This window comes from Kribbella amoyensis (genome assembly GCF_007828865.1).
Taxonomy (GTDB): domain Bacteria; phylum Actinomycetota; class Actinomycetes; order Propionibacteriales; family Kribbellaceae; genus Kribbella; species Kribbella amoyensis.
Window position 1 is genome coordinate 970,320 of the sequence record NZ_VIVK01000001.1, and the last position, 16,797, is coordinate 987,116.

The following is a 16,797-nucleotide window of genomic DNA, read 5'->3' on the forward strand; positions in this document are numbered from 1 at the left end:
AGAGCTACTGATTTCGATCGGCGTCCTGACCGACCACGCGGAGCAGGTCCGACGACCAGCGGGTCTCGATGTCGGTCACCTCGATCTCCAGCACCTCGACCCCCCAGGCCGCGGTCACCTCGCTGATCCGGCCGGGCAGCACGTTCTCCGCCTCGGCCCGGGCGGCGAGCAGATCGGCCAGCGTCGTCTGCCCGACCTGCCGGGTGAGCGCGTCCTCCACCGTCGCGGCCGTCGTCCCGAACGGGTCGGACGAGCGGGCCGGGTCGGCGATCCGGCAGACCACCGTGGCGATCAGGCGGACGGGGAGACCGTCCCGGCTCAGCGTCGACACCACCAGCGGCAGCCGCACCGGAAGCCGCGGGACCGTGGTCACCCTGTCGATCCCCGGCACCCGGAAGACCAGACCGGGGCCCGCGACCCGGACCACCCGGCCGAACCGCCGAACCACGGCCTGCTGGTCGGCCGCGACACTGCGGACGCTCGCGAACAGGACCGCCACCACCCCGAGTCCGGCGACGACCAGCCAGAGCGCGGGCCCGGTCAGGCCCGTGTCGGTGATCGTCGACAGCGGCACGGGCGCCTCCCTCGGATCGCGTGGCTGGTGCGGCCGGTCGCCGATCCACCCCGTTGGGAGGGAGGCGGCCCGGGTCCCGGCCGCACAACCAGTGTTTCCCGGGCCGAGGTCGCGCGGTATGAGTGCTACCACCCACTTTTGCCCGGAACCGCCGGAGCCTCGTGGACAACCGGTACGGCGATGGGCCAGGCTGAAACGGTGAAGGCCGGGACTGGATTGCCGCTGTACTGGAGGGTCTGCCTGATCAACGGGGTGGTGTTCCTGCTGGGCACCGTCGCGTTGGCGTTGTCACCGGCAACGGTTTCGGCGCGGGTGCTGGTGTCCGAGGCGATCGTCCTGGTGTTCGGCCTGGCCATCATCGTGACGCTCAACTCGTTGCTGCTACGGAACTCGCTGGCCCCGCTGGACAAGCTGATCCGGATGATGGAGAAGGTCGACCTGCAGCATCCGGGGCAGCGCATCCCGGAGCACGACAACGGCGCCGTCGGTCACCTGGTGAAGAGCTTCAACGAGATGCTGACCCGGCTGGAGACCGAGCGCCGGATGAGCAACGCCAAGGCGCTGGCCGCGCAGGAGGCCGAGCGGCACCGGATCGCGCAGGAGCTGCACGACGAGATCGGCCAGAGCTTCACCGCGGTCCTGCTCGGCCTCAAGCAGGTCGCCGACCGGGCCTCGGCCGACGTCCTGCCGGAGGTCCAGCTGGTCCAGGAGCAGACCCGGGCCGGGCTGGAGGAGGTCCGGCAGGTGGCGCGCCGGCTCCGCCCCGGCGTACTGGAGGACCTCGGCCTGCACAACGCCCTGGTCGCGCTGAGCAACGACTTCGCCCCGGCCGGCCTGCGGATCCGCCGGACCTTCACCCCGGGCCTGCCCGAGCTCGACTCGGACGCCGAACTGGTCGTGTACCGGATCGCGCAGGAGGCCCTCACCAACGTGGCCCGGCACGCCCAGGCCAACTCCGTCGAACTGTCCCTCACCCGGAAGGGGAACGACGTGGTGCTCTCGGTCAAGGACAACGGGCGCGGCCTGCGCGGTCAGCCCGAGGGCGCCGGTATCGGCGGGATGCGCGAGCGGGCGCTGATCGTCGGCGGTGACCTCGAACTGACGTCCGGGCCGACCGGCGGGACCGAGGTCCGGCTGACGCTGCCGACGGAGGGATCGCGGTGATCCGGATCCTGCTCGCCGACGACCACGCCCTGGTCCGCCGTGGCGTCCGGCTGATCCTGGACAGCGAACCCGGACTCACCGTCGTCGCCGAGGCGAGTGACGGCGCCGAGGCGGTCGAGCTGGCCCGGGAGACCGAGATCGACCTGGCCGTGCTGGACGTGGCGATGCCGCGGATGACCGGCCTGCAGGCGGCCCGCGAACTGTCCCGGCGCCGCGATCCCCCGAAGATGCTGATGCTGTCGATGTACGACAACGAGCAGTACTTCTTCGCCGCGTTGAAAGCCGGCGCCTCCGGGTACGTGCTCAAGTCGGTCGCCGACCAGGACCTGGTGGACGCCTGCCACGCGGCCGCCCGCGGCGAGTCGTTCCTGTACCCCGGGGTGATGAGCGCGCTGGTCCGCGACTACCTGGACCGGGTCCGGCGCGGTGAGCGGGTCCCGGGTCAGGTGCTCACGCCGCGGGAGGACGAGGTGGTCAAGCTGATCGCCGAGGGCCACTCGTCCAAGGAGATCGCGGGCGCGCTCACCATCAGCCTGAAGACGGTCGAGCGGCACCGCGCGAACATCCTGCAGAAGCTGGGCATGCGCGACCGGACCGAGCTCACCCGGTACGCGATCCGGGCCGGCCTGATCGAGCCCTGACGGTCAGCCGGCCGGGTCGAGGGACTGGCGGTCAGCCGGCCGGGTCGAGGGACTGGCGGCCCAGGACCGCCAGCAGTTCGAGCCGCTCGGCACTCTCGGAGCCCGGGGTCGCGGTGAAGACGATGAGCCGCTGCTGCTGGTCGCGGTTGTCGATCACCTCGCAGTACAGCTCCAGCTCGCCCACCACCGGATGCCGGAAGTGCTTCGTCCGGTTGTGCGCGATGCCGACCTCGTGAGCGGCCCAGATCTCCGCGAACTCGGGGCTGAGCTGCTGCAACGTCCGGGCCATGGTGGCGGCGGCCGACTTCGGTCCGTCCACGGTGACGACCGACCGGAGCATCGAGGCGAGCAACCGGCTGTGCCGCGACAGCTCGGGTTCGCGGTAGAGCACGCGGGACTCCGGATCGGCGAACCAGCGGTAGATCTCGCTGCGCTCCGGACCGCGGAGGTTGGTCTGCTCACCGGCGAACGCGACATGGGCCGGGGTCTGCGCGAGCGTCTCGCCGAGCCGGTTCAGCAGCATCGCCGGGGTGTCGTGCAACCGGTCGAGGATCCGCAGCATGCCGGGATCGACGTGGTCGGGCCGCGTGGTCCGCGGTGGCGTCCCGTGCCCGGCGAGCAGGAAGAGGTGGTCGCGTTCCTCCAGGGTCAGCCGCAGCGCGCGGGCGATCGCGGCCAGCATCTCCACCGACGGCTGCGGGCCTCGGCCGCCTTCGAGCCGGCTGTAGTAGTCGGTGGACATGGCGGCGAGGGTGGCGACCTCCTCGCGCCGCAGGCCCGGCGTACGGCGTCGCCGGCCGCGCGGCAGCCCGACGTCCTCGGGTTGCAGTGCCTCCCGGCGCCGGCGCAGGAAGTCGGACAGATCGGCGTACTCCATGCCACCAGTGTCGCGAACCTCGGCGAGTCAACCACTGCCTGCCGAGCAGAGGCTGAGCCGAGCCTGGTTGCCGCCGGGCTCCGGTCACAGGCTGGAGCCATGAAAACGACTGGCAGAACGATCTTCCTCACCGGCGGCACCTCGGGCATCGGCCTCGAACTGGCCCGCCGGCTCCGCGACCTCGGCAACACCGTGATCGTCAGCGGCCGCCGCCAGGACCTGCTGGCCAGGATCGCCGCCGAGGACGGGATCGACGGCCTCGTCCTGGACGTCGCCGACCCGGCCTCGATCGCGGCCGCCTTCGAGACCGTCACCACCCGGTACCCGGACCTCGACGTCCTGGTCACGATGGCCGGGATCATGCGTGCCGAGGACCTACGCGACCTCGGTCACCTGGCCACGGCCGAGGCGATCGTCGAGACCAACCTGCTCGGCACGATCCGTACCGTGACCGCGTTCACGCCGTACCTGCTGGCGAAATCGGACGCGGTGATCATGACCGTGACGTCCGGGCTGGCGTTCGTCCCGCTGGTGGACACCCCGACGTACAACGCGACCAAGGCGGCCGTCCACAGCTACACGCAGAGCCTGCGGATCCAGCTCGCCGGTACGCCGGTCCAGGTGATCGAGCTGGTCCCGCCGGCGGTCCGGACCGAGCTGATGGGCGGGGCCACGAACCCGGAGTACATGCCGCTGGACGAGTTCGTCGACGAGTCGGTCCGCCGGCTCCAGCAGGAACCGGACGCCGACGAGATCCTGGTCGACCGGGTCCGCTTCCTCCGCGACGCCGAGCGCGAGAACCGGTACGACGCCACGGTCGCCGCCCTCAACCCCGGGCACCCGGTCGCGGCTGGGGTCTAGTCGGCGAGGGCCTGCTCGATCCGCTCCACCTTGGCGGTCAGCTGACCGGTGTACCCGGGCCGGATGTCGGCCTTCAGGACCAGGCCGACCCGCGGCGAGACCGCGGCGACGGCGTCCACCGCCTGCTTCACGACGGCCATCACCTCGTCCCACTCGCCTTCGAGGTTGGTGAACATCGCGTTGGTCTCGTTCGGCAGGCCGGAGGCGCGGACCACCCGGATCGCCTCCGCCACCGCCTCGGCGACGCCGCCGGTCTCGTCACCGGCGGCCGGACTGATACTGAAGGCAACGATCATGGCCTCCAGCTTGCCAGTCCGGCCGCCGGGTCGGAGCCGGGGTCAGACGGTGTCCTGCACCTTGGTCTCGCCGGCCGGCTCCTCGGCCGCCATCCGCTCCGAGGCGGAGGTGGTGAGCAGCGCCTTCTCCTTGACGAACAGGATCGCGACCAGCGCCAGCACGGCGATCGGGGCCGAGATCAGGAACAGGTCCGCGGTCGCGTTGCCGTACGCCTCCTGGACCGCGATCCGGGCCGGCTCCGGCAGCTTGCTGATGTCGGGCACGGCGCCCTCGCCGCCACCGGAAGCGCCGCCCATTCCGAGCGAGCTCGCCACCCGGCTCGCCAGGACCGCACCGAGGGCACTGACGCCGATGGTGCCGCCCATGCTGCGGAAGAAGCTGACGACGGAGGTGGCTGCACCCAGTTCGCGGGCCGGGACGTCGTTCTGCGCGGCGAGCACCAGGTTCTGCATCACCAGGCCGACGCCGACACCGAGGATCGCCATGTAGACCGAGATCTCCAGCCCACCGGTGTGCGCGTCGATGGTGCCGAGCAGCCCCAGGCCGACCGGCAGCAGCACACCACCGGAGACCAGGTAGATCTTCCACTTGCCGTACTTGGTGATCAGCGCACCGGCCACCGTGGACGAGATCAGCATGCCGAAGACCATCGGCAGGCTCATCAGGCCGGCCGAGGTCGGCGAGTGCCCCTGCGCGATCTGGAAGTACTGCGACAGGAACACCGAGCCGCCGAACAGCGCCACGCCGACCAGCATGCTGGCCACCACGGACAGCGTCACCGTGCGGTTGCGGAACAGGTCGAGCGGGATGATCGGCTCCGGGTGCCGCGACTCGACGAAGACTGCCACCCCGAGCAGGACGAGGGCACCGCCGGCCATCAGGAAGCTCCAGCCGGAGACCCAGTCGAACTTGTTCCCGGCGAACGTCGACCAGACCAGGATCGTGCTCACGCCGGCCGTGATCAGCAGTGCGCCGAGCCAGTCGATCCGGACCTCGCGGCGGATCGTCGGCAGCTTCAGCGTCCGCTGCAGCAGGAAGATCGCCAGCAGGCTGAACGGCACGCCGACCAGGAAGCAGGCCCGCCAGCCGAGCGGGGAGTCGACCAGGAAGCCGCCGAGCAGCGGGCCGCCGACGGTCGCGCCGGCGAAGATCGCGCCGAAGATGCCGGAGTACCGGCCGAGCTCCCGCGGCGGGATGATCGCGGCCATCACGATCTGCACCAGCGCGGTCAGACCGCCGGCGCCGATGCCCTGAACGACCCGGCTGGTCAGCAGCAGTTCGATGTTCGGGGTGAAGCCGGCCACCAGCGAGCCGGCCACGAAGAACGCCAGCGACAGCTGGACCAGCAGCTTGTTGTTGTAGAGGTCCGCGAGCTTGCCCCACAGCGGCACGGTCGCCGTCATCGCGAGCAGCTCGATGGTGACCACCCAGGTGTAGGCGGACTGGCTGGCGCCGAGGTCGGCGATGATCCGCGGCAGCGCGGTCGACACCACGGTGCCGGCCAGCACCGCGACGAGCATGCCGATCATCAGGCCGGAGATCGCCTGCACGGTCTGCCGCGGGGTCAGCGCGGCGACGGCGGTCGCGGCGGCCTCCGGCGGGGTGGTGGGGTCGTTGACCTCGCCCGCCGCGTCCGGCGGTGTGGGCGATGAGGTCGTAGTCATGACTGACCTTCCTGGTGCGTACTGGGCATGGTGGTGGTGCGGTAGGCCGGGTCGAGGCCGCCGGCGACGAGCGCGAACGCCTCGTCGACGAGCGCGCCGAGCGACCGGCCCGGGCTCTTCTTCTGGTGCTCGATCGCGACCCGGACCGCGGTCGAGGTCGCGCCGACGATCAGCGTCGGCCGGAGCGAGTCGGACTCGCCCATCCGCTCGGCCAGCGCGGCCGCGAGCACCCGCTCGTCCTCGGCGCCGAGCAGGACGAACTGGGACAGCAGAGTCGGTGAACGCATGACCAGCGCGAACCGCTGCGTGGTGTCGCCGGCCGGGTCCTCCAGGTCGGCGAGCACCTCGTGGACGAGCGTCCGCATCGTCGTCACCGGCGACTGGTCGGCCGGGGCCTCGCGGAGCCGCTCGAGCGCGCGCTCGAGGTCCTCGGGGTCGCGGCCGAGCATCGCGTGTTCCTTGTGCGGGAAGTAGTTGAAGAAGGTGCGCACCGAGACGTCGGCCGCCTCGGCGATCTCCTCCACGGTGACCGCGTCGGCGCCCTTCTCCACGGCCAGCCGCAGCGCGGCCGACGCGAGGGCCTCCCGCGTCTCCCGCTTCTTCCGCTCACGCCGGCCCTCGGAAGCGGCCTCGTCGACCTTGATCACCCGACTACGGTAAGGACGAACTTGCAGTCAGTGCAAATTGTTATTCCGCGCAACTTTGCACCGCCTGAACCGCGGCCACCACGCCGGGACCGCCGCCCGGTACGCGTCGTACCGGGGGCCGTACCGCCGGCGGAGTTCGGGCTCCTCGTAGAACCGGACGAAGGCGGCCATCACCGACCAGGCGACCACCGCGTACAGCAGGAGCCACGGGTCGAGAAAGAGCAGGGCCTGCCCGAGAACGGCCGCCACCACGCCGACGTACATCGGGTTGCGGACGCACCGGTACTCCCCGCCGACGACGAGCTCCTCGGTCGGCGCGATCGGCGCCGGCGTCCCACGGCCCTCCCGGACGAAACGGGCGAACGCGCGCAGGACGACGAGCACTCCGGCGGCGACCAGGACGACCGCGGGCCAGAACCGCGGGGCCGGCCAGCCGCTGATCCACCACGGCACCACCCCGGCGACGACTCCGGGCGCGGCGAAGAAGAACGCCGTACTGCCGAGCGCCGCCCTAAGCATCGTCGAGTCGTTTCAGGACGCGATCGGCCAACGTACAAAAGGTTTTCAGCTCGTCCTCGGTCAGCTCGGCGAACCAGTCGTCGACCGCGGCGAAGTCGCCCTCGTCACGCCGGCGCCAGTACGCCGCGTTCGTCTTGGTTGTCGAGAGCAACTTCCTGCGCCGGTCGGCCGGATCGGGTTCGACCCGGAGTAGGTCCTTGCGGACCAGGGCCGCGACGATCTGCGCGACGTTCTGGTGCGTACTGCCGAGCGCGGCCGCCGCCTCCATCACCGACGGGTTGCCGAGCGCCTCGACCACGGTGATCAACGCCGCCTGTTGTGTGGTCAGCCCGTCCTCGCGGAGCCGGTTGTCCATCGCGGACCGGAGTCGCTGCGCGAGCGTCAGCACGGTCCGGAACGCCCGCACCGACGAGGGCAGTCCGGAGTCCGGTCCGAGCCCGAGCAGGTCCTGGGTCTTGTGCTCACGCGACGACATGCGCAATATATTACCTATCTGCACCGAGGAGGCAATGATGATCTGCCTGCTGCCGCACTGCGCGTATCTGTCCGAGACATCGCGGATGCTGGAGATCCACCGCGCCCTCACCGCACTCGGCCTACCGGTCCGGGTCGCCACCCACGGCGGTCCGCACGAACGCCGGCTCGCCGAGGCGGGCGTCCCGTACGACGTGCTCGGGCCCGGCCTCTCCCCGGCCCGGTCGGCCGCGTTCGTGGCGTCGGCGATCGGGCTCGGCGATCCGCGTCAGAGCATGTACGACGACGCCGAGATCCGCGCCTACGTCCAGCGCGAGGCGGAGTACTTCCGGGCACACGGCATCACCGTCGCGGTCACCGGATTCACCCTCACCACCTTGCTCTCGACCCGGCTGACCGGCGTCCAGGTGGTCACCGAGCACGCGGGCGGCTTCGTCCCACCGGTGTTCGAGCGCCACCTGATCCCGACCCCGAGCCGCCCGCTGGATCCCCGGCTGCGGCACGCTCCGAAGTGGCTCAGCCGGTACCTCGCGAACCACAACCCGAACCGCATCCCGGCGTACTGCGCGGGCTTCAACCGGGTGGCCGAATCCCTCGGCGTGGAACGGATTCCGAGCCTGGCCGCGTTGCTGCTCGGCGATCTCAGCCTGGTCCCGGAACTGCCCGAGGTCCTCGGCGTCCCGAGCGCCGACCTGGAAGCGTGGACCCCGGCCGGGAAGAAGGGGTACCGCGCGAGCACCCGCCTCACCTCGATCGGCCCCCTCTTCGCCCACCTGGACGTCCCGCTGCCCGGCCACGTCCAGCGCTTCCTGGACCGACCGGGCCCGGTCGTCTACGTCGCGATGACCTCGACCTCGGCCGACCTGGTCCGCAGTACGGTCCGGTCCCTCGCCACCGTCGACGCCCGCCTCCTGGTCGCGGGCACCATCCACGACCTCACCGACCTGGCCACCGACCAGGTCATGGTCGAAGGCGTCCTGCCCAGCCACCTGGTCATGCCCCAGGTCGACCTGGCCGTCACCACCGCCGGCCAGGGCAGCACCCAGACCGCCCTCGCCTCCGGCACACCCCTCCTCGGCCTCCCCCTCCACCTCGAACAAGACCTCAACATCGCCGTCGTCGAACGCATCGGCGCGGCCCGCCACACCGCCCCCGACCAACTCCACAACCTCGCCCCACTAGCCACCCACATGCTCACCACCCCCACCTACCGAGCCCAAGCCGACCACTACAAAACCCTCTACGCCACCACAGACGCCCCGACCGAAGCCGCCAAAAAACTCGCCGCCCTCACCGAGTAGGTGACCCGTTTCACCGGGTGTGGCGGGGTTTGCACCTGGAGATGCATAGCATTGCTATGTAATGTGGGTGGATGTGATCGCGACCGATCTTTCGAAGTTGGGCGTCGAGGTGGTGGTGTCCGCGGCGCGGGTGACCAGGTTGGCCAGCCGGGACGTGAGTGCTCTGCCGCATGCCGCCATGCGGCTGCTCGGGCGGTTGGACGAGTTGGGGCCGACGCGGATCAGTGAGCTGGCGAAGGCCGATCGGTGTTCGCAGCCGACCATGTCGACGTTGGTGCAGCGGCAGGAGGAGAGCGGGTGGGTCCGGCGGGAGCCTGATCCGGCCGACTCGCGGGCCAGCCTGATCAGCCTGACCGACGCCGGGCGCGCCGAGCTCGACCGCGCCCGGTCCGAGGCCGGTACCGCCCTGGCCGCCCGGTTGCGTCAGCTGCCCGCGGAAGACATCGCCACGCTCGAGGCCGCGGTCACCGTCATGCGCACGATCCTCACCCTCGAACCAGTGGAGGCCGACCCCCGGTGAGCAGCAGCAACTCGTTCCTCAAACAACCCAAGTCCGTCTGGGCCGTCGCGTTCGCCTGTGTGATCGCGTTCATGGGCATCGGCCTGGTCGACCCGATCCTGAAGCCGATCGCGGAGCAGTTGCACGCCGGCCCGTCGCAGGTGTCGTTGCTGTTCACCAGCTACATGGCGGTGATCGGCGTCGCGATGCTGATCACCGGCGCCGTCTCCAGCCGGATCGGCGCGAAGCGCACGTTGCTGATCGGCCTGGCGATCATCGTCGTGTTCAGCGCGCTGGCCGGTTTGTCGAACTCGATCGGCGCGATCGTCGCGTTCCGGGCCGGCTGGGGTCTCGGCAACGCGCTGTTCATCGCGACCGCGCTGGCCACCATCGTGAACTCGGCCAGCGGCTCGGTCGCGCAGGCGATCATCCTGTACGAGGCGGCGCTCGGCGTCGGGATCGCGGCCGGCCCGCTGGTCGGTGGTGAGCTCGGCACGATCTCCTGGCGCGGACCGTTCTTCGGCGTCGCGGTGCTGATGACGATCGCGCTCGCCGCCACCGCGTTCCTGCTCCCCGCCGCCCCGCCCGCGGCCCGGCGGACCTCGATCCTCGAACCGTTGAAGGCCTTGCGGCACCGGTCGCTCGCCACGGTCGCGGTGACCGCGCTGCTGTACAACTTCGGCTTCTTCACCCTGCTCGCGTTCACCCCGTTCCCGCTGGCGATGTCGGCCCGGCAGATCGGGCTGATCTTCTTCGGCTGGGGCATCGGGCTGGCACTGGCCTCGGTGTTCGTCGCGCCGGTGCTGCAGCGCAGGTTCGGCACGTTGCCGGTCGTGATGACGGCGCTGCTGCTGTTCGGCGCGGACCTGGCCGTGATGGGGATCTACGCCCACCACAAGCCGGTCCTCGCAGTCGGCGTGATCGTGGCCGGGTTGTTCCTCGGCGTGAACAACACCCTGATCACCGAGGCCGTGATGGGCGCGGCTCCGGTCGAGCGCGGGACCGCGTCCGCGGCGTACAGCTTCGTCCGGTTCTCCGGTGGTGCGGTCGCGCCGTGGCTCGCGGGCAAGCTCGGCGAGGAGGTCAACGTGCAGCTGCCGTTCTACGTCGGCGCGTTCGCGGTCCTGCTCGCGGTCGCGGCCCTGGCGACCGGGTGGAAGCCGCTGGCCCACCTGCGGGCCCCGTCGGCGCACTCGAAGGTGGAGGCCGAGGCCCTCACCGCGGCCGACGCCTGATCCCGGACCTTCGCGGCGGACGATCCACCAGGGTCGCCCGCCGCGGTCGTACCTGAGGGTATGGTCCCGGCATGGCGACGAGGACGACCTGGCTGGACGCGGGCCTGGAGGTACTGGCGAGCGACGGCGCCCCGGCGGTGACGATCGAGCGGCTGACCACCGAGCTGGGCCTGAGCAAGGGCTCGTACTACCACCACTTCAAGGGCGCTCCCGACTTCCGGACCGCCCTGCTGGCGCACTTCGAGGCACGGCACACCACCCGGCTCGTCGACACCGTCGAGCAGGACCCGGACGCCCCCGCGGCCACCAAGTTGGTCCGGCTGCTCGACCTGGTCCTGGCCGACCACGACAGCGTCCGGCTGGAGATCGGGGTCCGGGCCTGGGCGCTGCAGGACGCGGAGGCCCAGGCGGTCCAGGAACGCGTCGACCGCACCCGGACCGAGTACCTCCGGGAGCTGTGCCACGGTCTCGGCGTCGACCAGCCGGACCACCTGGCCCGGTTGCTCTACCTGATCCTGATCGGCGCCGAGCAGGTCCTGCCGCCACTGCGGGCCGACGAGCTGCGCGAGGTGTACGCGATGACGCTGCGCCAGGCGACCGGCAAACCTCTGCTCGACTGACCAGTCCCGGCCGCTCTCGTCAGCCCGCCGTCAGTCCCGGCCGCTCTCGTCAGTCCCGGCCGCCGAGCAAGGCGATCGGCGGCTGCCGAGTCGCCGACCACGCGGTCAGCGCGGCCGTCGAGCAGACCACGACGAGCGAGGCCGCGAGGATCGCGCCGAGCAACTTCCACGGGATCGCGAGCACCACGACCCCGAACATGCTCGCCGTCCCCGCACCGATCCCGGCTAGCGCCGCCCCCGCGACCACGGACCCGAGCAGCACCCCGATCACCACGACCGTGATCGACTCGATCGCGGCGACCCCGATCACCTGCCCCCGGGTGAGGCCGGCCATCCGGGCGAGCGCGAACTCCCGCCGCCGATCCGTCGCCGCCATCACCACCGCGTTGACCACGGCCACCGCCACGTAGACCCCGGCGAGCCCCATCAGTACCGCGAACAGGCCGGTGTTGCCGCGCTGTTGCTCCTCGCCCTTCGCCTCGGCCCAGTCCTGGACGGTCCGCACCTCCGAGTACCGTGCCGCGACCGCTCGCGGATCCTTGCCGGGGACAACCTTCACCAGGGACTCGGTGGTCCCGATCCCCGGCGGAATCAACGCCCGTGGGACGTAGAAGTTCTCGCTCACGTCCAAGGTCTCCGGCATCACCGCGACCACCTTCAACGGCAGCCGACGCGCCCCGATCGCCACCGTGACGGTCGAGCCGAGCTTGTACCCCTCCATCGCCATCCCGGGCCCGATCGCAAGAGTGGCCCCGGACAACTTGTCCAGCGAACCCTTGCGGGGCCGGAGCTTGTGTGTCCGCTGGAACGCGGGCGGGTCGATCCCGATCGCCTCCGAGTACTCGGTCCGCTTCTTCCTGCCGACAGTCCGCGTCACCTTGACCGGTACCGTCGTCTGCACCGAGACCGCGGCGAAGTCCGGGCCCGGGGCAACCTTCTCGCCGATCACCAGATCGGCCGTGACGAGTTGCCGTTGCTCCTCGCCGACCGCCTTCGCCATCGAGCCGAACGTCCCCCACAACCCGACGAGCAACGCGACCAGCACGATCAACGGGGCCGCGGTCGCCGCGCTCCGGCGTACCGCGTGCAGGACGTTCGCCCGGGCCAGGTCGGCCACCAGGTGGCCCCGCAGGACCAGTGCGGGGAGTCGGCCGGCCAGCGGAACCACGACCGGACTGAGCTGGCTGAGAGCGACCGAGCCGCAGACCATCACGCCGAGCGCGAGCACCAACCCGGCGAGGAACTCCCGCGCTGCCTGGCCGGCGATCACCATCAGGACCGTGACCGCGGCGGCCGAGATCCCCCACAACCAGCGGAACCCGGTCATCACCGGACGGGTGTGCGGCAGATCGGCCAGGGCTTCAAGGGCACTGACCCGAGAAGCCCGCCAGGCCGCAGCGAGTACCCCGGCCAGCGCCGTCGACAGACCCACGATCGCAGCCACCCACAACGCCCCTTGTTCCCATGGCGCCTCGAACCAGGGCGGCAGGATGCCCACGTGGATCAGCAGCTTCGACTGGATCCACGTCCCGAGTACGCCGATCGGCAGACCGGCCGCGGTCCCGGCGATCCCGAGCACCAGCGCCTCGCCCAGCAGCATCAGTCCGACCCCGCTCCGGTGCGCACCGACGAGGCGGAGCAGCCCGAGTTCGCGGCGGCGCTGGGCGACGGCGAATCCGAAGGTCGTGCTGACCACGAACACGGTGAGGAAGACGGCCAGCATCACGCACATCCCGAGCAGCGTCCCGGCCCCGGCGTACCCCTCCCGGATCTGGGCCCGCTCGAAGTCGGACACCCCGGGCGGCACCTGCGGCCGATCGGTGGCGGCCAGCACCTGCAACGCCGACTGGACCAGCCCGACACCCAACGCCACCGCGACCACGGCACCCGCGAACAGGTGCCACCGATCCCGCACCGACCCCAGAGACATCCTCAGCATGCTCTCCAGCCAACCGGGCGGAGCCGTTCGATGCAGGAGCCGAGACGCCCGACCCGAGGTAGTGCGCGCGCTACCTCCAGCGAGCCTTATCGGAGGTGCGAGAGCAACGCAGCGACGTCGGCCTGGTCGAACGGGCGCGCGCCGATCAAGGACTGCAGCAGCAACCCGTCGAGCGCGGCGACGAGCAGGCTCGCCTTCTGCGGGTTCGTGGTGAACGTCCGGGCGATCTCGGTCAGCGGCTGCAACCAGGCCGCGGCCGCCTCGCGGAGCGCGGGCCGCCGGGCGGCGAGGAGATACAACTCGTACTCCGCGAGCGTGCGGCCCCGGCGGTACACCAGCAGATGCTCGACCAACCGGGCCAGCTCGTCGGCCGGTCGCGCCCCGAGCTCGGTCACGCGCTCGTGCAGTTCGGCGGTGAGGTCGTCCGCGGCCCAGGTGAGCGCCTCGACCAGGAGGTCGTCGAGAGTGGCGAAGTGGTACGTGGTCGAGGCCAGCGAGACGCCCGCCTCGGCCGCCACCGCGCGGTGACTCACCGCAGCCGCGCCATCGCGTTCGAGCACCGACAAAGTTGCCTTGAGCAACTCTGTTCGCCGGAGCGCCCCGCGGGCCCGCCGGCCGTCCACGATCCCCCGTCCGACCTGCACGAACGGCAAAGTATCAGGACGTTCGTACCACTTGTTTTTCGGGGCCGATTTCGCGGGATCCACACCGAATCTGCGCTTAGGCTCGGATCCCGTGACTACTGCAGACGGCATCAGCACGGCGATGCGGCGGGCGCTGCGGCGCGCCGACGACGGCAAGACCCTGGACGTCGCCGAGGCGGAGGTGCTGCTGGCCGCGACCGGCCCGGCGCTGGAGACGTTGATGGCGACCGCGGCCCGGGTCCGGGACCAGGGTCTCGACGACGCCGGCCGGAGCGGGATCGTCACCTACTCGAAGAAGGTGTTCATCCCGCTCACCCGGTTGTGCCGGGACCGGTGCCACTACTGCACGTTCGCGACCACCCCGGGCCGCGTGCACTCGCCGTACCTGAGCCCGGACGAGGTGCTCGAGATCGCGCGGCAGGGTGCGGCGCTCGGTTGCAAGGAGACACTGTTCACCCTCGGCGACGCCCCCGAGGACCGCTGGGACGCGGCGAAGACGTGGCTGGAGGAGGCGGGCTACGACTCCACCCTCGACTACGTCCGGGCGATGGCGATCCGGGTGCTCGAGGAGACCGGGCTGCTCCCGCACCTGAACCCGGGCGTGATGTCGTGGCAGGACCTGCAGCGACTCAAGCCGGTCGCGCCGAGCATGGGCACGATGCTGGAGACCACCTCGCGCCGGCTGTTCGAGGAGAAGGGCCAGCCGCACTTCGGGTCACCGGACAAGGACCCGGCGATCCGGCTCCGGGTGCTGGAGGACGCCGGCCGGTCGAACGTGCCGTTCACCACCGGCCTGCTGATCGGGATCGGCGAGAACCTGACCGAGCGGGCCGACTCGATCTTCGCGCTGCGCCGGATCGCCCGGCAGTACGGCGGGATCCAGGAGGTGATCGTGCAGGGGTTCCGGGTGAAGCCGGACACCGCGATGCGCAACGACGCCGACGTTCCGCTGGACGAGTGGCTGGCCGCGATCGCGGTCACCCGGATCGTGCTCGGCCCCCGGATGCGGGTGCAGGCCCCGCCGAACCTGGTCGACCTGGCCGAGGCGCGGCTGCTGCTCGACGCCGGCGTGGACGACTTCGGCGGCGTCTCCCCGCTCACCCCGGACCACGTGAACCCCGAACGCCCGTGGCCGCAGATCGACGACCTGGCCAAGGTCACCGCCGAGGCCGGCTTCACCCTGCGGGAACGGCTCACCACGCACCCGGAGTACCTGCGTGAACCGTGGCTCGACCCGCGGCTGATCAGCCACGTCGAGGCCCTTGTCGATCCCGAGACCGGGCTGGCGAACGAGGCCGCGATGCCGAAGGGGCTGCCCTGGCAGGAGCCGGACGGCGGCTGGGACAGTGTCGGCCGGACCGATCTGCACACCGCGATCGACACCGAGGGCCGACGGACCGAGACCCGGTCCGACTTCGACGCGGCCTACGGCGACTGGGACGTACTCCGCGAGGACGTGGCGGCCCGGCGCGCCGCCGAGGTACCCGCGCGGTCGAGTGGGGCGCCGGAGCGGATCGAGGCCGAGGTGATGAGCGCGCTGGCGGCGGCCGAGCGTGATCCCGCGGGTCTGTCGGACGCGCAGGCGCTGACCCTGATGACGGCGACCGGGGCGGCTCTGGACCAGCTCGCCACCATCGCCGATGAGTTGCGTAAGGCAACGGTCGGGGACGACGTCACCTACGTGGTGAACCGGAACATCAACTTCACCAACGTCTGCTACACCGGTTGCCGGTTCTGCGCGTTCGCCCAGCGGCGGACCGACGCGGACGCGTACTCGCTGTCGATGGACGAGGTCGCCCAGCGCGCCGAGGAGGCCTGGGTGGTCGGCGCCACCGAGGTCTGCATGCAGGGCGGGATCCACCCCGACCTGCCCGGCACGGCCTACGCGGACCTGGTGCGCGCGGTGAAGGAACGGGTCCCGCAGATGCACGTCCACGCGTACTCGCCGATGGAGATCGTCAACGGGTCGGTGCGGACCGGGCTGTCGATCGAGGAGTTCCTGGTCTCGGTCAAGGAGGCCGGGCTGGACAGCGTTCCGGGGACGGCCGCCGAGATCCTCGACGACGACGTGCGCTGGATCCTGACCAAGGGAAAGTTGCCGACGGCCACCTGGATCGAGGTGATCAGCACCGCGCACAAGGTCGGCCTGCCGTCCAGCTCGACGATGATGTACGGCCACGTGGACGCGCCGCACCACTGGGTCCAGCACCTGCGCACGATCGCCGCGGTTCAGGACGAGACCGGCGGGTTCACCGAGTTCGTGCTGCTCCCGTTCATCCACACCAACTCGCCGATCTACCTGGCCGGCGTGGCCCGCCCGGGTCCGACGTACGACGAGAACCGGGCCGTGCACGCGATGGCGCGGATCATGCTGCACGGGCGGATCGACAACATCCAGTGCTCCTGGGTCAAGCTCGGCGTCGACGGCTGCGTGGCTGTGCTGAACGGCGGCGTCAACGACATCGGCGGCACCCTGATGGAGGAGACGATCTCGCGGATGGCCGGCTCCAAGCACGGCTCCCGCAAGTCGATCGAGGAGCTCACCGCGATGGCGACGGCCGCGAACCGGCCGGCCCGGCAGCGGACCACCACGTACGGCGAGGTCCCGCAGCGGCCGCACAGCGAGCTCGAACTGGCCTGAGACAAGGAAATTCCCCCGAGTACTGGTCCCCAGCAGCACCAGTACTCGGGGGAACGAAAACGCCGGCCGTGCCGGGCGTCGGTCACCACCTCACTGGCGACCGGCGGCCCTGACGACACGGCCGGCGTCCTGCTTGCCCCGAGAGGGCGGTCGGCCCGAAGGATGGCGGTCCTTCGTACTCGTTCCGAGACCGGCAGGGG

At 70.9% G+C, this 16,797-nt stretch carries 17 protein-coding genes; 8 read left to right on the forward strand and 9 right to left on the reverse strand.

All coding sequences use genetic code 11. The features are described from left to right. Positions 1-4 precede the first annotated feature (4 nt). Positions 5-574, reverse strand: coding sequence for an SPFH domain-containing protein (locus FB561_RS04670; protein WP_170284577.1), 570 nt, complete (start codon positions 572-574; stop codon positions 5-7). A gap of 198 nt (positions 575-772) precedes the next feature. Between FB561_RS04670 and FB561_RS04675 the strand changes: the two genes are divergently transcribed. Both FB561_RS04675 and FB561_RS04680 read left to right on the forward strand, forming a co-directional pair. Continuing rightward, a complete protein-coding gene (locus tag FB561_RS04675; RefSeq protein WP_238334649.1) occupies positions 773-1,738 on the forward strand; it encodes a HAMP domain-containing sensor histidine kinase in 966 nt (321 codons plus the stop codon). After that, positions 1,735-2,379 carry a response regulator gene (locus FB561_RS04680; protein ID WP_238334650.1) on the forward strand — a complete coding sequence of 215 codons (645 nt, stop codon included), beginning with the start codon at positions 1,735-1,737 and terminating at the stop codon, positions 2,377-2,379. The genes FB561_RS04675 and FB561_RS04680 overlap by 4 nt, the downstream gene beginning before the upstream one ends. 31 nt (positions 2,380-2,410) lie before the next feature. Here the strand turns inward: FB561_RS04680 and FB561_RS04685 are convergent, their stop codons facing one another. Beyond that, positions 2,411-3,256 (reverse strand): helix-turn-helix transcriptional regulator, encoded by an 846-nt coding sequence (locus tag FB561_RS04685; RefSeq protein WP_145803378.1) that lies wholly within the window; start codon positions 3,254-3,256, stop codon positions 2,411-2,413. A gap of 99 nt (positions 3,257-3,355) precedes the next feature. Here FB561_RS04685 and FB561_RS04690 point away from each other — a divergent pair, with 99 nt between their 5' ends. Next, on the forward strand, positions 3,356-4,117 hold the full coding sequence (locus FB561_RS04690; protein ID WP_145803380.1) for an SDR family oxidoreductase: 762 nt from the start codon (positions 3,356-3,358) through the stop codon (positions 4,115-4,117). Here FB561_RS04690 and FB561_RS04695 read toward each other — a convergent pair. From FB561_RS04695 to FB561_RS04715, 5 genes are read right to left on the reverse strand one after another with little or no spacing between them, the layout of a single operon-like run. Beyond that, positions 4,114-4,413 (reverse strand): thiamine-binding protein, encoded by a 300-nt coding sequence (locus FB561_RS04695; RefSeq protein ID WP_145803382.1) that lies wholly within the window; start codon positions 4,411-4,413, stop codon positions 4,114-4,116. The two genes, FB561_RS04690 and FB561_RS04695, sit on opposite strands and share 4 nt — an antisense overlap. Before the next feature lie 42 nt (positions 4,414-4,455). After that, complete coding sequence (locus FB561_RS04700; protein ID WP_145803384.1) at positions 4,456-6,078, reverse strand: MDR family MFS transporter; 1,623 nt, start codon at positions 6,076-6,078, stop codon at positions 4,456-4,458. Further along, the gene (locus FB561_RS04705) at positions 6,075-6,725 is read right to left on the reverse strand and encodes an acyl-CoA-like ligand-binding transcription factor (protein ID WP_238334651.1); all 651 of its coding nucleotides are present in this window, start codon (positions 6,723-6,725) and stop codon (positions 6,075-6,077) included. Before FB561_RS04705 ends, FB561_RS04700 begins: the two co-directional genes overlap by 4 nt. Positions 6,726-6,752: 27 nt before the next feature. Then, the gene (locus FB561_RS04710; RefSeq protein WP_145803386.1) at positions 6,753-7,244 is read right to left on the reverse strand and encodes a methyltransferase family protein; all 492 of its coding nucleotides are present in this window, start codon (positions 7,242-7,244) and stop codon (positions 6,753-6,755) included. Beyond that, a complete protein-coding gene (locus tag FB561_RS04715) occupies positions 7,237-7,719 on the reverse strand; it encodes a MarR family winged helix-turn-helix transcriptional regulator (protein ID WP_145803388.1) in 483 nt (160 codons plus the stop codon). Before FB561_RS04715 ends, FB561_RS04710 begins: the two co-directional genes overlap by 8 nt. 37 nt (positions 7,720-7,756) lie before the next feature. On the opposite strand from FB561_RS04715, the gene FB561_RS04720 reads away from it, so the two are divergent. From FB561_RS04720 to FB561_RS04735, 4 genes are all read left to right on the forward strand, one after another. Further along, a complete protein-coding gene (locus tag FB561_RS04720; protein ID WP_145803391.1) occupies positions 7,757-9,019 on the forward strand; it encodes a glycosyltransferase in 1,263 nt (420 codons plus the stop codon). A 61-nt stretch (positions 9,020-9,080) separates the two neighbouring features. Further along, positions 9,081-9,539 (forward strand): MarR family winged helix-turn-helix transcriptional regulator, encoded by a 459-nt coding sequence (locus tag FB561_RS04725; RefSeq protein ID WP_145803393.1) that lies wholly within the window; start codon positions 9,081-9,083, stop codon positions 9,537-9,539. Beyond that, complete coding sequence (locus FB561_RS04730; protein WP_238334652.1) at positions 9,536-10,753, forward strand: MFS transporter; 1,218 nt, start codon at positions 9,536-9,538, stop codon at positions 10,751-10,753. Before FB561_RS04725 ends, FB561_RS04730 begins: the two co-directional genes overlap by 4 nt. 71 nt (positions 10,754-10,824) lie before the next feature. After that, positions 10,825-11,373: a TetR/AcrR family transcriptional regulator gene (locus FB561_RS04735; RefSeq protein ID WP_145803395.1), complete on the forward strand. Its 549-nt coding sequence runs from the start codon at positions 10,825-10,827 to the stop codon at positions 11,371-11,373. A gap of 49 nt (positions 11,374-11,422) precedes the next feature. Here FB561_RS04735 and FB561_RS04740 read toward each other — a convergent pair whose 3' ends face one another. Together FB561_RS04740 and FB561_RS04745 are read right to left on the reverse strand one after the other, a co-directional pair. Next, positions 11,423-13,303, reverse strand: a complete 1,881-nt coding sequence (locus FB561_RS04740; protein ID WP_145803397.1) for an FtsX-like permease family protein — start codon at positions 13,301-13,303, stop codon at positions 11,423-11,425. Positions 13,304-13,398: 95 nt separating this feature from the next. Then, positions 13,399-13,956, reverse strand: a complete 558-nt coding sequence (locus FB561_RS04745) for a TetR/AcrR family transcriptional regulator (protein ID WP_145803399.1) — start codon at positions 13,954-13,956, stop codon at positions 13,399-13,401. A gap of 121 nt (positions 13,957-14,077) precedes the next feature. Between FB561_RS04745 and FB561_RS04750 the strand changes: the two genes are divergently transcribed. Then, positions 14,078-16,597, forward strand: coding sequence for a bifunctional FO biosynthesis protein CofGH (locus FB561_RS04750; protein WP_145812758.1), 2,520 nt, complete (start codon positions 14,078-14,080; stop codon positions 16,595-16,597). Positions 16,598-16,797: the final 200 nt, after the last annotated feature.

Excerpts from the sequence above, each read along its gene's own strand:
- FB561_RS04710 (WP_145803386.1), bottom strand. The coding sequence starts at position 7,244 with ATGCTTAGGGCGGCGCTCGGCAGTACGGCGTTCTTCTTCGCCGCGCCC.
- FB561_RS04720 (WP_145803391.1), top strand. The coding sequence starts at position 7,757 with ATGATCTGCCTGCTGCCGCACTGCGCGTATCTGTCCGAGACATCGCGG.
- FB561_RS04690 (WP_145803380.1), top strand. The coding sequence starts at position 3,356 with ATGAAAACGACTGGCAGAACGATCTTCCTCACCGGCGGCACCTCGGGC.
- FB561_RS04740 (WP_145803397.1), bottom strand. The coding sequence starts at position 13,303 with ATGTCTCTGGGGTCGGTGCGGGATCGGTGGCACCTGTTCGCGGGTGCC.
- FB561_RS04695 (WP_145803382.1), bottom strand. The coding sequence starts at position 4,413 with ATGATCGTTGCCTTCAGTATCAGTCCGGCCGCCGGTGACGAGACCGGC.
- FB561_RS04725 (WP_145803393.1), top strand. The coding sequence starts at position 9,081 with ATGTGGGTGGATGTGATCGCGACCGATCTTTCGAAGTTGGGCGTCGAG.
- FB561_RS04700 (WP_145803384.1), bottom strand. The coding sequence starts at position 6,078 with ATGACTACGACCTCATCGCCCACACCGCCGGACGCGGCGGGCGAGGTC.
- FB561_RS04715 (WP_145803388.1), bottom strand. The coding sequence starts at position 7,719 with ATGTCGTCGCGTGAGCACAAGACCCAGGACCTGCTCGGGCTCGGACCG.
- FB561_RS04685 (WP_145803378.1), bottom strand. The coding sequence starts at position 3,256 with ATGGAGTACGCCGATCTGTCCGACTTCCTGCGCCGGCGCCGGGAGGCA.
- FB561_RS04750 (WP_145812758.1), top strand. The coding sequence starts at position 14,078 with ATGCGGCGGGCGCTGCGGCGCGCCGACGACGGCAAGACCCTGGACGTC.
- FB561_RS04735 (WP_145803395.1), top strand. The coding sequence starts at position 10,825 with ATGGCGACGAGGACGACCTGGCTGGACGCGGGCCTGGAGGTACTGGCG.